The 12,823-nt window shown below is 66.0% G+C and carries 14 protein-coding genes and 2 pseudogenes; 11 read left to right on the forward strand and 5 right to left on the reverse strand.

The window, feature by feature from the left end:
- The first annotated feature begins 19 nt into the window (after nucleotides 1-19).
- From SLUN_RS37915 to SLUN_RS41910, 4 genes and pseudogenes are all read left to right on the forward strand, one after another.
- Entirely contained in the window at nucleotides 20-982 is a 963-nt protein-coding gene (locus SLUN_RS37915) for a tyrosine-type recombinase/integrase (protein ID WP_257153882.1), read from the forward strand.
- Between the two features lie 96 nt (nucleotides 983-1,078).
- Nucleotides 1,079-1,393, forward strand: coding sequence for a helix-turn-helix domain-containing protein (locus tag SLUN_RS37920; RefSeq protein WP_108146858.1), 315 nt, complete (start codon nucleotides 1,079-1,081; stop codon nucleotides 1,391-1,393).
- Nucleotides 1,394-2,113: 720 nt separating this feature from the next.
- Nucleotides 2,114-3,040, forward strand: a complete 927-nt coding sequence (locus tag SLUN_RS41905) for a site-specific integrase (protein WP_254710340.1) — start codon at nucleotides 2,114-2,116, stop codon at nucleotides 3,038-3,040.
- Nucleotides 3,041-3,186: 146 nt separating this feature from the next.
- Nucleotides 3,187-3,535: pseudogene (locus SLUN_RS41910) on the forward strand (DUF6228 family protein).
- Nucleotides 3,536-3,611: 76 nt separating this feature from the next.
- Here SLUN_RS41910 and SLUN_RS37935 read toward each other — a convergent pair.
- Entirely contained in the window at nucleotides 3,612-4,889 is a 1,278-nt protein-coding gene (locus SLUN_RS37935; RefSeq protein ID WP_159100438.1) for a chymotrypsin family serine protease, read from the reverse strand.
- A 50-nt stretch (nucleotides 4,890-4,939) separates the two neighbouring features.
- The gene (locus tag SLUN_RS37940; RefSeq protein ID WP_257153626.1) at nucleotides 4,940-6,118 is read right to left on the reverse strand and encodes an IS630 family transposase; all 1,179 of its coding nucleotides are present in this window, start codon (nucleotides 6,116-6,118) and stop codon (nucleotides 4,940-4,942) included.
- A 374-nt stretch (nucleotides 6,119-6,492) separates the two neighbouring features.
- Between SLUN_RS37940 and SLUN_RS37950 the strand changes: the two genes are divergently transcribed.
- Genes SLUN_RS37950 through SLUN_RS37960 form a run of 3 tightly spaced genes read left to right on the forward strand, consistent with a single transcriptional unit; the run spans nucleotide 6,493 to nucleotide 7,591 of the window.
- Entirely contained in the window at nucleotides 6,493-7,206 is a 714-nt protein-coding gene (locus SLUN_RS37950; protein ID WP_108154366.1) for a hypothetical protein, read from the forward strand.
- Nucleotides 7,182-7,346, forward strand: coding sequence for a peptidoglycan-binding domain-containing protein (locus tag SLUN_RS37955; RefSeq protein WP_159100439.1), 165 nt, complete (start codon nucleotides 7,182-7,184; stop codon nucleotides 7,344-7,346). The genes SLUN_RS37950 and SLUN_RS37955 overlap by 25 nt, the downstream gene beginning before the upstream one ends.
- Nucleotides 7,340-7,591, forward strand: a complete 252-nt coding sequence (locus SLUN_RS37960) for a peptidoglycan-binding domain-containing protein (protein WP_108154368.1) — start codon at nucleotides 7,340-7,342, stop codon at nucleotides 7,589-7,591. The genes SLUN_RS37955 and SLUN_RS37960 overlap by 7 nt, the downstream gene beginning before the upstream one ends.
- A gap of 513 nt (nucleotides 7,592-8,104) precedes the next feature.
- Here the strand turns inward: SLUN_RS37960 and SLUN_RS40585 are convergent.
- A pseudogene (locus SLUN_RS40585) lies at nucleotides 8,105-8,206 on the reverse strand (ATP-binding protein); the annotation flags it as partial.
- 204 nt (nucleotides 8,207-8,410) lie between these two features.
- Between SLUN_RS40585 and SLUN_RS37970 the strand changes: the two are divergent.
- From SLUN_RS37970 to SLUN_RS37980, 3 genes are all read left to right on the forward strand, one after another.
- Nucleotides 8,411-8,887 carry a GNAT family N-acetyltransferase gene (locus SLUN_RS37970; RefSeq protein ID WP_108154369.1) on the forward strand — a complete coding sequence of 159 codons (477 nt, stop codon included), beginning with the start codon at nucleotides 8,411-8,413 and terminating at the stop codon, nucleotides 8,885-8,887.
- A gap of 79 nt (nucleotides 8,888-8,966) precedes the next feature.
- Entirely contained in the window at nucleotides 8,967-9,170 is a 204-nt protein-coding gene (locus tag SLUN_RS37975; RefSeq protein WP_108154370.1) for an integrase, read from the forward strand.
- Entirely contained in the window at nucleotides 9,160-9,588 is a 429-nt protein-coding gene (locus tag SLUN_RS37980) for a DUF6262 family protein (RefSeq protein ID WP_108154371.1), read from the forward strand. The genes SLUN_RS37975 and SLUN_RS37980 overlap by 11 nt, the downstream gene beginning before the upstream one ends.
- 212 nt (nucleotides 9,589-9,800) lie before the next feature.
- On the opposite strand, the gene SLUN_RS37985 is transcribed toward SLUN_RS37980, so the two are convergent.
- Nucleotides 9,801-10,565 carry a pentapeptide repeat-containing protein gene (locus tag SLUN_RS37985; protein ID WP_108154372.1) on the reverse strand — a complete coding sequence of 255 codons (765 nt, stop codon included), beginning with the start codon at nucleotides 10,563-10,565 and terminating at the stop codon, nucleotides 9,801-9,803.
- A 326-nt stretch (nucleotides 10,566-10,891) separates the two neighbouring features.
- On the opposite strand from SLUN_RS37985, the gene SLUN_RS37990 reads away from it, so the two are divergent.
- Nucleotides 10,892-12,151, forward strand: coding sequence for a Tn3 family transposase (locus tag SLUN_RS37990; protein WP_257153883.1), 1,260 nt, complete (start codon nucleotides 10,892-10,894; stop codon nucleotides 12,149-12,151).
- Here the strand turns inward: SLUN_RS37990 and SLUN_RS37995 are convergent.
- Nucleotides 12,118-12,549: a hypothetical protein gene (locus tag SLUN_RS37995; RefSeq protein ID WP_371413893.1), complete on the reverse strand. Its 432-nt coding sequence runs from the start codon at nucleotides 12,547-12,549 to the stop codon at nucleotides 12,118-12,120. The genes SLUN_RS37990 and SLUN_RS37995 overlap by 34 nt on opposite strands.
- Nucleotides 12,550-12,823 lie beyond the last annotated feature (274 nt).

Consider the following 12,823-nt stretch of genomic DNA (forward strand, 5'->3'; position numbering starts at 1 on the left):
GTGCGAGGAAGGTGTGCCGGTGGCATCCCAGTTGAGGGTGGTCCAGGGTGGTGCCGTCCTGCTGGAGCCGGTGACCGCCGATCCGTGGGAGTTTCAGGCCGACTGCGTTGAGGCGTTCGTCGCCTCGTGGCGGGCCCGCGGGTTCAGTCCAGTGACGGTCGATAACGACATCGGACTGCTGGAACGGACGCTCACCGCGCTGGGCCGGCCCGCCTGGGACGTCACTCCCGAAGACATCGACCGTGTCGTCGGTGACCTGGCCCTTGCCGGGCGGGCCGCCTCGACCCGCCGCGAGTACGTGCAGATCTTCAAGGGCTTCCACCGGTTTCTGCAGGTCCGCAAGGCCGTCGAGATCGAAGCCGGTTTCGGCGTCCGTCTGGTCTGCCCGGTCGATGAGTTCAACGCGTCCCGGCATGTCGGCGATGACTCCCCGGCCCAGCTGCCTCCGCCGACCCCAGAGCGGGTCGCGGAGTTCTTCGAATTCCTCAAGGCCCGGATTGCCACGGCCCGCAAGTACGCGCCCGCCGCCCGTGACTATGCGATGTTCCGAACGCTCTATCACGCCGGCCTGCGCTCGGAAGAGGCGTCGCTTCTGGATCGCCCGGACCTCCACTTCACGCGGGGACCGTTCGGGAAACTCCATATCCGGTTCGGCAAAGGGGCTCGCACGTCCGGGCCGCGGCCGCGTTGGGTGCCGATGCTGGACGGGCTCGACCTTGTCCTGCGCTGGTTCCTCGACGACGTCCGCGGGAAGTTCCCCGACTCACCGGTGCTGTTCGCGGACGAGTCCGGTGGCAGTCTGCACCGGGGGACGATCCGCAACCGTTTGCGCTATCTGATGGAACTCGAAGGCAGGCCGGCGACCGACCGGTTCAGTCCGCATGCCCTGCGGAGGGCCTGCGCCACCCACAACTACGAGCGCGGTGTGGACTTGGTGGCCATCCAGCAGCTTCTGGTCACTGGACGGTCAGCTCGACCATGAGATACGTCCGTCCTCCGCGACATTCATCGAGGATGCCTATCGCCGCGCGGTGACCGCCACGCTCGGCGAACTCACCGCCGAGGGGGACAGCTCCGCATGAAGATCCGATGGCGTTTGCGGATGGCCGCCGCCCAGCGCGAGGTCTGGACCGGCACCCAGCTGCAGCGGCTGCTGGCCGAACGCGCCGGGCTGCAGATGTCGTCCGCCTCGGTGTCTGCGCTGTTCAGCAAGGAACCTTCTCAGGTGAAGATGTCCACTCTGATCGCGTTGTGCACCGCGCTGGACTGCACCCCCAATGACCTGTTCGAGGTCGACACCACCCCCGTCGAACGTCCCGCAGCCCCGCTTCGGCCGGTCGCCGACCTGCCGAAGGCAGTCTCCGCGCGGGGCCGTTCGATGCCTCCGCTGTGACCTGGAGAGGGCGGCATCGTGGGCGTCAAACAGAGCGACTGCACCGGTTGCGGAGCCCCGGTCGGCTTCATCGACCGGCACTACTGCTGCCGCTGCACTGCCCAACAGAAAGAGGCCGCGACCCGGGCCGCTTGTCCCCGGTGCAGCCAGCAGCGTGTCCTCCGGGCGGACACCGGCCGGTGCATCACCTGCTCTCGCGTATGCACCGGATGCGGCAACCCGGTGCGGAGTAAATCCTCGGCTCTCTGCCGCACTTGCATGCGGGAGTCCGAACGCGACGCCGCCAAGGATCCATGCCCTCGCTGCAGCCGGCCCGGATATCTGCGCGAGGACACCGGCTGGTGCGGGCACTGCTCGCGTCCCCGGCAGGCCAAACAGCCGCCCCGGGCCTGCGAGCAATGCGGCAGAGTACGGAAGCATGCAGGGCTGGGACTGTGCTCGGCCTGCTGGCAGCGTCACCCCGACCGCCCCTTCGTCCGGGCCGAGCACCTCATCGCCGAACTCGACAATCCCCCCGCCTGGCTGCAGGACTTCACCACAGATCTCGCTGCCAAGTATTCCGTCGGCCGGGCCTGCACGATGATCACTTCGCTCGGGTGGCTCCTTCGGGATGACCAGCCCAACCTCCCCCAGTCTGTACTCGAACGATCCGCCGCCCGGGCCGTTCGATGGGTTCCTCGCCCGTGCCTTGAGACCTTCTTCACCAGTCACGGTCTGGCCATGGCCACCGACCAGGCCGAACGGCTCGCGGCCGGCCGCCGACAACGCCGCGTCCTCGCGGTCCCAGGCCTCCTGCGACCTTCGGTGGAGGCCTTCTCCGACTTCATGATCCGCTCACGCGAGCGATCCCGGCGTGCCGGAACGCTGCCCCGCACCGATGCCACCATCGAAGCCGCACTCGCCATCGTGCGTGACCTCGCCCTGTTCCTCGCCGGCGAGCGCGGAAAGCAGGACTGGGCACTGACCGACGTGCACGATCTCGAAGCTTTCCTGGCCAGGTCGCCCAAGGCCCGAAAGCGTCGGCTGGTGGTGCTCGGACAGTTCTTCCGCTTCGCGCGGTCCCGGAAGATCGTCCTCGTCGATCCTGCCCGCGGTCTGACTGCCCGAGGACCGAGCGGCTTCACGGGTGCGACGCTGACACCTGACCAGCAACGTGTGCTGTTCCGCCGCTGGACAACGGATCCGGCCGTCCACCCGCACGAAGCCCTGCTGGGCATGCTCGCCTTGTTGCACGGTGCCTCAAGCCGCGAGGTCAAGATGCTGCAGGCCGTTGACCTCGACTTTCGTGCCCGGACCGCCCGGCTCGGAGACCGCCCGCATCCGGTTCCTTTGGATCCGCCGTCTTGGGCGGCAGTGGAAGGCTGCCTGGGCCACCGCGAAGACCAGAAGACTGACAACCCGCATGTGATGGTCACCCGCCAGACGAAGTCGGGCCGGGGACCGGCGTCCACCGCCTATGTCAGTCACGTCCTCGACGCCTGCGGGTTCCCACCCCGTATGATCCGCTGCACTCGACTGCTCGACCTGGTCAACACCATGGACCCCAAGCTCGTTGCCGCCACGTTCGGCATGGACCCCGAGGCCACCATGATCTATCTCGCTGACCACATCGACCCCGGCCGCCTGCCTGACCTGCAATCACGGTGACGACAGGCACCTCCTTGACCTGGTGTTCCTGGGATGAGCTCTCGAGACGCTGTCCCCGACGAACCAGCAGAATTGACCGTCCGCTGCCAGGACGACCGGCCGTCTCTGTGAAGTTCTGTGACCTCTTCGATGAGGACGAAGAATGCGTGCACTACGCCATCGAGGCTTGGGCGGCCAGTCTGAACGCTCGGCTGGACGGCGTGGCAGCCTGGAACTGGGGCGCAGACCTGGCTCCTTTCCTGGAGGACCTCTGAGGGCTTCCAGGGCTGGGAGGGAGAGCGTGTCTGGCAGACCAACGACCGTGATCTCACTGTCAGAGCGGTCTTCCGCTCGGGCGGCCATGTTGGGCTGACCTGGACCCTCCGTCCGTGGCAAATATTCGTTGGCAGCTGGTAGGTATCCGTCACCACCTGGCTGGAATCCGGCGAGCAGATGTCCACTCTCGCAGCCGATGTCCGGCACTTCCTCGGCCAGGAGGCCGGTCATCGTGGGTGACATGCAGCTCGTTTGGACTCTCAGCGGGCGGGATGGGCCGACTGCACCATCGCCGATCATCAGGCGGAAGCCGAGGTCACAGCCTCATACATCTCCACAGCCCCCGAGGACCTACTGACCACCGCGGTATCGCCGAGCTCGTCCACCCACTCCGCTCGTCGACGACCCGGCGGTCGGGTCGTGGCGATGTCAGATCGTGTCGACGATGAAGACGTCGAGACTGCGTGACGATGTCGATCAGGTTCGCGAACGACCTGGTGCTCACCGTGCTGGACGAGGAATAGACCATGCCGACCGGAGTCTGGACGAGATCGAAAGTCGTCACGATCGCGCCGGAGTCTCCCGGCTTGCTGAAGGGAAGAGGACCGAAGGTTCCGGTCCCCTCGATCGCAAGGGAGCCTGAGAAATAGGCGTTCTGTCCTCCGTAGCCGACCCAGTGAGAGGCACCGACCTCCTTGACGGTTCCCGCTGTCACCTCGGTCGTCCGGCCACTCTTGAAGACGAGCATCCCTATGGTGGCCGCCCCTGTCGTGGTGCTGATGGGCACCTCTACCGGCCCCAGGACTCCGTTGATCAGGATGTTGGGGTTGACTTGCGCCGGATCCGCCCATGCTGTCGCGCAGTCGACGCTGTTGATGACGCCGCCGAACTCTATTTTGGTGAAACGCTCGAGCACCGCGATGAGATGTTGCGGACAGACCCCCGCGTCGGCGCGGCCGGGCTGGGCGATGCAATTCCCCAGCTGTCCGGCATTGGCGTCCGCGATGACGTGGTTACAGCTGATGAGGAGCGTTCTCTGGTCGCGCGGGAACGATCGGCCCGTGGATAGGCATCCCAGCGTGCCGCTGCTCGCCGGGCTGACGGGGCTGCTGATCGATATGCCACCCGGTGCCGGCCTGCTGTGGAAGGTGAACCCCTGCGCCTCTATCTCGCCGGTGACCACCGGAATGATCGGAACCCTTGACGATGCGGCGACGCGCACGTCCATCTGCTCGACGATCAACGCCTCCACGTCGTCGGCGTTTCTCGGCTGGGCCAGATAGACGTTCAAGGTGGGTTGCCCCGGCTCGATGGCGCTGCTGCGGGGCCCATATTCGGATGGTGTGGCCCTGCCGATGCCGACGCCCTGCACGTTGGTCAGTTCGGTCAGATCGTCCACGGATCGGAGTCCGCTGCGCTGCTCCCCCTGACCGCTGAGGATCCCTTCGATCGCGGCTCGCGCGTCGACCAGCTCCGTGGGGAACTGGTCGGGGTCGAATCCGATGTGATCGGACGTCACCTCGGGTTGTCTGATCTCCACGTTCTCGCCGGATTGCGCGAAATCATCAGGTGGAGGCTGACTGATTCTTGGCACGACAGCCTCCTGGAAGGCTCTGGATGGGTGCCCCGCTCTCGGCTTTCACTTCACGAGAGGCGATGAATCAAGGGTAGATCCGGGTGAAGGAAGATCGCCACTTGTGGTATCACCACCTGCGTATCGGCACACGGTATCCGCCGGACGGTATCGCGCACTGTATTGATCAGAAACTCATTGGGTTCACTCGTCGAGGACGTAGCGGACATGTCGACCGCCGAAGTATCCGCGCAAGATGTGGGGCTGGCGTTGTCGGCGGTGGAAGAACCTGCGGGTTTCGGTGGCGAGGTCGGCCTGGTTCCTGGCCGGTGGGTGTGGGGCAGGCTGCGTTTGAGGTCGGCGTTGACGAGCTCGTCGGGGTTCAGCTCCGGTGAGTACGACGGCAGGAAGTGCAGCTCGATCTGGGCCTCGTGGTCGGCGAGCCAGGTCCGGACGGTCTTCGAGCGGTGGGCCGAGTGCCGGTCGACGATCAGATGGACCTTGCGGTCGAAGTGACCGACGAGCCGGTCCAGGAAGCGGCACATGACCTTCGCGTCGAACGACTCGGTGAAGACCATGAAGTGTATCCGGCCCTTCGTGCTGATCGCGGACATCGCGTTCACGGAGAACCGGTTCCCGGTGCGACGGACGATCGGAGTGCTTCCTCTGGCGCCCCAGGTGCGGCCGGTGCCCTGGTCCGAGCGGATCCCGACCTGGTCGGCGAAGAGGACTTCACTCCTCTCCGCCTTCGCCCGAGCCCGGATCGCCGGCCAGGTCTCCTCGTGCCAGACGCGGACCGCTTCCGCGTCCTGCTCGACGGCCCGCTTGTCCGGACGCTGGAACGTCAGTCCCCAGCGTTTGAGGTACTTGCCCACACCGGGCTCGGTGAAGCGGACCCGGTAGAGCTTGAAGATCAGCTCGCCTATCGGGGCCCGTGTCCACAGCTGACCGGAAAGCCCCAGGACGGAGGGGGTGTGATCGAGGACGGCCTGTCGGATGGCGGCCTGCTCGGCCTCGGACAGAACCTGATGCTCGCCCACCCGGCGGCCCCGCGCACGCGACAGCAGCGCGTCCCGGCCACCGGTCTGCCACCTCGTCCACCAGTTGTCTACGGCCCTGACCGACACCTTGAACAGAGCCGCGACCTCAGCCCGGTCCCGCCCCTCCACCAGCGCGGACACCGCCAGCAACCGCACAGCCTCCTGCGCGGCCGGCGACCAGGTCCTCGCATTCCCCACCAGATCACTCACACACCGTCAACGAGCACGAACCCAAAGCGTTTTGGATCAATAGGCGACGTCACTGTGACGGCGGTCGGCAGCGACCCCCACGCGGATCACCGGGCAGCCACCTACTGCGGCCACTCGGACTTCGAGACCTTGGTCAACGAGGCTTCGTGCCACACCCCGCGGCCCCGGGCTGATCCGAACGGCCCCACGTCCGGACAGCCCCGCCAACGCAGGACACCTCGCGTGCGCAGGCTTACAGTCGTGAGTAAGAGGCGTTCCACCCCACTCATCGGACCCGGGCAGGGCGCGGGGTGCGGGACTTCGCCCGGCCGGCCGGCCGCGGCCCACGGGGACAGCCTCGCCGTCCGGCCCCGAGTTCAGGGACCTGATGAGCCATGGCTGACGTGAAGGTCGTGTGGACAGGGCTTGAATGCCGTGTCAGGCAAGAGAAGAAAGACGACATCTTCGGCAGCGTTCAGCTGATCGCCGGAATGACGCCGCAGCCGGCGGTGAAGTTCCCCGACGCTGGCACGCTGACGTTCGGGCCTCCAGAGCTGAGGATCTTCAGCGCCCAGCGCCTGCTGTACTCCGGACCGGCACAGGACCTCAGCGTGTCCCTCGCGCTCGTGCAGCACGACTCCGGTGACATCGAGCAGGGGAAGCAGGCCGTCGCCCAGGCCATCTCCACCGCGGCGACGGCGGCCGTCGCCGCCGCCACGAGTCCGGCGGGCGCCGCCCTCGCCAAACCCTTCATCGACTTCCTGGTCGTAGGCCTGGTCGATATCGCGAGCGACCTCCTCGGCCTCGCCGACGACCCGTTCAACCCGGCGGCTGTCTTCATCCCGAAGGACAAGCTGCTGGATGCGAACAGCCGGCGCCAGATACGGCAGCGCCCCAACGATCCGCACACACTGCAGTTCACGGACATGGTCATCTGCAGCGGTACGGACGGTGACGGAGACCTGGGGGTGTACGCGCTGTACCTGGACGTACAGCCGTCTGGCGCCCCGGGCGGAGGCGGCGTCACGCCCGCGGGCGACGGCATCGGCACGCCCACACTGAGCACGGGCTCGCAGGAGTGGCGGTGGAGAAGCTCCAGCGCCTCCTGAACGCCCACGTGCCGGACCTCGGACCCCTGGACGTCGACGGCGACTTCGGCCCCGTCACGGACGAACGCGTCCGCGAGTACCAGCGTCGTGTCGACATCGAGATCGACGGTGTCGTGGTCCTGAGACCTGGGGCATGCTGACGGGCGGTGAGCGAGCGGAGGAGGACGCGTCCGGGACACCGACCCTGAGCAACGGCTCGCGCGGCCCCGCGGTCCGCAAGCTCCAACGCCTCCTGAACGCCCACGTGCCGGACCTCCAGGCCCTCGCGGTCGACGGGAGGTTCGGCCCCGTCACGGAGCAGCACGTCCGCAAGTTCCAAACCCGCCTCGCCATCACCGTCGACGGCATCGTCGGCCCTCAGACGTGGGGCGCACTCACGCGCTGAGCGAGCCTCTCGCCCAGACTCGGGGAGGGGGGCCGTCTCACTCGTGGACGACGACGGCCTCCAAGGCCCAGGGCGAAGAACGTCCAGCTGCCGACCTCGGGGAGTTCCTTGCCGCTGAGGCGGGAGGCGCCGGAGAGCGGATACTTCGGCGGTCGACATGTCCGCTACGTCCTCGACGAGTGAACCCAATGAGTTTCTGATCAATAATACGAAACGGAGAATTAAGTCCCTGCTGAACTTGAATGCGTGATGCCCGCTCGATCGAGGTCACAATCCCGCCCAGTGCCCAGACGACAACAACATCACGACCAACGACACTGAGCCGAACGGGTGACGGGACGGGGGCTCTCAGAGCTTCAAGATCAACTCAGCGCCCCTCCGACCCGTATCTCGGTCAGACCCCTCACAGAGGCATGGCACAAGAGCCGCCGCCTGGAGAACACCTGAGCCTGACCGAACCTGGATGGTTCGGTGCGGCCTGGCACAGGTTCGCCGGAACATGTGCGCTTTACCGAACGATTCGTTGGAGGCGATCGCGACGCTGTTCTTCTCCTCCCGCTCGGTCAGAACCTGGAACAGCAGCTCAGCGCCCCTGCGGTCCAGCTCCATGTAGCCGGCCCAGCTCGACGCGGAAGCGTCCCGCAACCGGGTCATCCACCTTGGCATGCCGGAATTCCGCGAGATCGCCGGTCGCACCGTGGAGCATCCGTCCGCCCACCCAACCGACCTGATCTCTGACGGTGCTCTGTCACTGGCGCCTGGCAGGATGACCGCCCCATGAACGCTGAATCGTCCAAACTTGGTAGTCAGGAGGCTCCAATGAAGGTCATGCTGCGGGAAGTAAGCGACTCTGACCTGCCCGTCTTCTTCGCTCAGATGAACGATCCGGAGGGGATCCGGATGGCGGCGTTCACCGCCAAGGACCCATCAGATCGCGCCCACTTCCAGGCCCACTGGGCACGGATCCGCCAAGATCCAGCGGTCATAGCGCGCACCATCGTCGGCGATAGCGGTGAAGTCGTCGGTCACGCTGCCGTGTTCGGCCCGCCCGAGGAACGCGAGGTCACGTACTGGATCGGGCGGCAATACTGGGGCCGAGGAGCTGCTACCGCCGCGCTGCGAGAGCTGCTCGGCGTCGCACCGGAGCGTCCACTGCACGCCCGCGTGGCTGCGGACAACGTCGGCTCCATCCAGGTCCTGAAGAAGTACGGATTCGTGGTCACCGGCAGCGAGCGGGATTACGCGAACGGGCGAGGCGAGGAAGTCGACGAGGTGCTCTTCACCTTGCTCGGCTGACCCACACTGTCAAAGCCATCAGGAGAGGTAGTAGGGGCGGGGTCTGAAGTAGTTCAGAGAAGCCTGTCTGACTTGTCCGATGTTCGTGACGACCCCGGAGTTCCTGCCTCAGCACCGGCAGCAGCGCGGACAGTTGCTGCAGATCGTCTCGGCGGCCGAGGCCCGCGGCCAGCTCCGCGTCGTCGAAATGAACCAGCAGGTCCTGGGCAACCTCGACCGGATCATCACCGCGCTGGAGGCCGACGAGGCACCCGGCGGCACGGAGGTGGCCGATGCGGGCTGACAACTCCCGCCACATCGTCGCCGCGGCTCGCAACCGCCACGAGCACACCCGGGCCAGAGCGATCCAGGCCCTGCGCGAGATCGAGGCCGCGGGCATGGCCGTCACCTTCGACGCCGTCGCCCGTGCGGCCGGCGTCTCGCGGTCCTGGCTCTACACCCAGCCCGACCTGCGGGCCGAGATCGAACGGCTGCGGACCGAGCAGCGATGCGCTTCCGCCGCCCCGGTTCCGGTCCAACCGCGGGCCTCCGACGCCTCACTCCTTCGACGGCTGGAGGCTGCCAACGAGCGCAACCGCCGCCTCGCTGAGGAGAACCGCCAGCTCCGGCGGCAACTCGCCCGCGCACTCGGCGACCTGCGAGCCGCCCGGCTGCAGAGGTTATCTGCAGTTGGTGGGACTTCCAGCAAGTTAGAGCGTTGACCAAGGTGCAGATATGTGAGGCACGCCGATCGAATCGGCAGTCCAGGAACGGTTCAACCCAACCACTTCCTGGACTCCCGTTCGAGCCCCCTGCCGAAACTGGCGCACTACGTACCAGCATCGACCGTGATCCAAACGAAACTATCTGATCTCACGCAGTGTTGAAAAAGAGGCTCCGCTGGATCATGAACCCATGCTGGCTGAGATCAGTACTACAGATAGGAGGGCAAGAATGTGCGAGGGTCTTCGAGGCCCCTCACATTCGTCAACTGCCCCCTTGTTAGACCTTTCACATCTCTGAGATCAGCGCCATCGAGATGCGCTCCTTGCAATCTTGTCCTGATCAGGTCTGCTCCATGGAGATTGGCCCGGCAGAGAACACTTCCCTCAAGATCCGCGCCACGAAGGTCCGCCTTACGAAGCCAGGTACCGATGAGGTTGATCGGTCTCAATTCCAGCTCTGGCCGCCTCGGCCGCCTGCCCAGCACCGTCAATGCCGCCTGCACGTCCGCTGGCACACGTGGGTCGGCTTCGTCTGCGCCGGTGGGTGGTTGCGCGTGTTCTCGCACAAACGCAGCGAGGACTTCCACGATCGTATAATGATCGCGAGCAGAGTCAGTCATGATCCTTTCTAGCGCATAGATGCCGCCTATGCGTTCGTCTCCTTTTTCCGAGGCCAGTTGCCCGATCGCTTTCGTGTAGCGGTCGGTGACCTGTCCCTCACGCGCCAAAAGAAAATTACGGGCGGCGAACACCAGTGCCCCCACAGCCCCAATGCCTGCGGCTGACTGGATGATGGACTGCCGAACGTCGCTTACCGCTGCGGCCCGATCCTTGGTGTTGGTGATCTCCCGTACGGTATCGCCAGCAATCAGCCATGTCAGAGGTCCGAGCGCCACCCACCATAGGAATGCCACCGCGATAAGGACGCCGACGGCCAACAGAAACTGTCTTATTCGGATCTGCCCCCCACGCATGTGCCCGGTCTACCCAGAACGGCTGGCACCGACACGTGCTCGCCCAATGCCATCGGCAACCACTCGCAATGACCATGGCCCCCCCAATTTTGCCTGACGAACCCTCAGATACCTGTGAGGCACATGCGTGATTCCTGCACGTTGCCACACATGCCTCCCACCTCCGTCCAACCCGAGATACCAGAGCCCGCCACGTCCCGGCAGCCGGCCGCCGAGATCGCGGTTCGGCAACGATCGGCCCGTGCTGACACGGCCGCAGGACAGCCTTGTCAGCTGCCTCTCGGACGCTGGCCTCATCGCATCGTCGCAGGTCATCCGGTCGAGGCGTGTCAGAACTCAAGATAAGCGAGGGCACCAACATGGGCATCCGCGCGATCGTCGCGACCGGCGAGCACGGCGAGAGTGAGGCCGCTCTGCGCCATATCCGTCGGCACTTCATCACCGTCGACAACCTCCGCGCCGCCGTCACCCGGCTGGTCAACGCCACCTTCTCCGCCCGCGACACCGACTGGTGGGGGCAGGGAAACGCGTGTGCCTCGGACTCGAAGAAGTTCGGGTCCTGGTCCTCGAACTTCATGACCGAGTACCACGCCCGCTATGGCGGCAACGGCGTGATGATCTACTGGCACGTGGAGCGGAAGAACGTCTGCATCTACTCGCAGCTGAAGTCCTGTTCGTCGTCCGAGGTCGCGGCGATGATCGAGGGCCTGCTGCGGCACTGCACGGACGCCGAGATCGAGTCGAACTACGTCGACACCCACGGCGCGTCCGTCGTCGGGTTCGCCTTCACCGAGCTACTCAACTTCCGTCTGCTGCCCCGGTTGAAGAACATCGGCAGCATCCGCCTGTACCGGCCTGACGACTCCCCGCCCGGCTGGCCGGCGCTCGGTGGTTCGCTGACCAGGGCCATCAAGTGGGACCTGATCGAGCAGCAGTACGACCAGATGGTCAAGTACGCCACCGCGCTCCGCCTGGGGACGGCGGAGGCGGAGCAGGTGCTGCGGCGCTTCACCCGCGGCGGGCCCAAGCACCCCACCTACGCCGCGCTCGAAGAACTCGGCCGCGCGGTCCGTACGGTCTTCGCCTGCGACTACCTCGCCACCCCCGGCCTGCGCCGGGAGATCCACGGCGGGCTCCAGGTCGTGGAGAACTGGAACAGCGCGAACATCGTGCTCCACTACGGCAAGGACGGCGCGCTCACCGGCCCGGACAAGGAGCACACCGAGACCTCGATGCTCGCCCTGCACCTGCTCCAGTCCGCGCTCGTGCACGTAAACACGCTGCTGCTTCAGCAGGTCCTCGCCGAACCGGCCTGGGCGAAGAAGCTCTCGGACGAGGACCGGCGCGGGCTCACCGCGCTGTTCTGGTCCCACCTGAACCCTTATCTGGACGAATTTCCGTGCGCGGGACCGGCTCAACTTCAGATGCACCCTGATCGAGACTGGCTCCGACTCCTACCGCCTCCAGGCCGCCGAGGCCGAGCACCAGGACCGCGGGTCGGGAGCCGACCGGGCCGCTCTCCCCGGTGCAGCTCGGTCGTGACGCCCCGTGGTCACCGACCTGACCGGTCCCCGCCGTCGCGCTGATCCTTGAGGCGGACAGTCAGGTCGGGCCAGTGCTCGGACCACCGCGCCAGATGACCCGCGGTCAACGACCACCGCGAACGCAGGGCTTCGTCCGGCAGGAAGCGGACGCAGGTCCCCGTGGTCCCGTCGGCCTCGACGGGCTCCAGGTCGGTCACCGGGACGCCGTGCTCATAGCGCTGGCTCCAGGATCCGTTGAGACGGCGGTTGGTATGAATCAGCCACTCGCTGAGCGCTGCGACGACGGACATGCCGCGACGCGGATGTCCATCCGGAAGCCGTTCCGCCTCCGGGAGGTCGAAGAACCGAAGGTCCTTCGTGGCCATGACCGGCTTCTTCACCACCCGGCCATGTTCGTCGGCCCGAGTGTCGGTGCCCCGTCCGTCATCCTTCACCGACACGGAGCCGTCGGTATGCAGCGTGACCACACACCGTCCGCCGCCCCGGCTCGCTGCCTCGTCAGCGGCATAAGCAACGATCTCAAGAACAAGGTGTCCCGGCCCGCCCGGAGCGAACTCTCTGCAGACTCCTGGCGGATCTGACCGAGATGGTCCGCGTCCACGATGCCGGCCCAATCATGCGTGGTGTTGACCCAAGAAGCCCTTGATCCATCCATCCGACAAGTATCCGTCGGGGATCTCGTTCAGGCTGCCGAAATCAACCGCTCAGCAGTGA

Origin of the sequence: Streptomyces lunaelactis (assembly GCF_003054555.1) — a bacterium.
GTDB lineage: Bacteria > Actinomycetota > Actinomycetes > Streptomycetales > Streptomycetaceae > Streptomyces > Streptomyces lunaelactis.

Excerpts from the sequence above, each read along its gene's own strand:
- SLUN_RS37950 (WP_108154366.1), top strand. The coding sequence starts at position 6,493 with ATGGCTGACGTGAAGGTCGTGTGGACAGGGCTTGAATGCCGTGTCAGG.
- SLUN_RS37980 (WP_108154371.1), top strand. The coding sequence starts at position 9,160 with ATGCGGGCTGACAACTCCCGCCACATCGTCGCCGCGGCTCGCAACCGC.
- SLUN_RS37960 (WP_108154368.1), top strand. The coding sequence starts at position 7,340 with ATGCTGACGGGCGGTGAGCGAGCGGAGGAGGACGCGTCCGGGACACCG.
- SLUN_RS37975 (WP_108154370.1), top strand. The coding sequence starts at position 8,967 with ATGTTCGTGACGACCCCGGAGTTCCTGCCTCAGCACCGGCAGCAGCGC.
- SLUN_RS41905 (WP_254710340.1), top strand. The coding sequence starts at position 2,114 with ATGGCCACCGACCAGGCCGAACGGCTCGCGGCCGGCCGCCGACAACGC.
- SLUN_RS37985 (WP_108154372.1), bottom strand. The coding sequence starts at position 10,565 with ATGCGTGGGGGGCAGATCCGAATAAGACAGTTTCTGTTGGCCGTCGGC.
- SLUN_RS37920 (WP_108146858.1), top strand. The coding sequence starts at position 1,079 with ATGAAGATCCGATGGCGTTTGCGGATGGCCGCCGCCCAGCGCGAGGTC.
- SLUN_RS37970 (WP_108154369.1), top strand. The coding sequence starts at position 8,411 with ATGAAGGTCATGCTGCGGGAAGTAAGCGACTCTGACCTGCCCGTCTTC.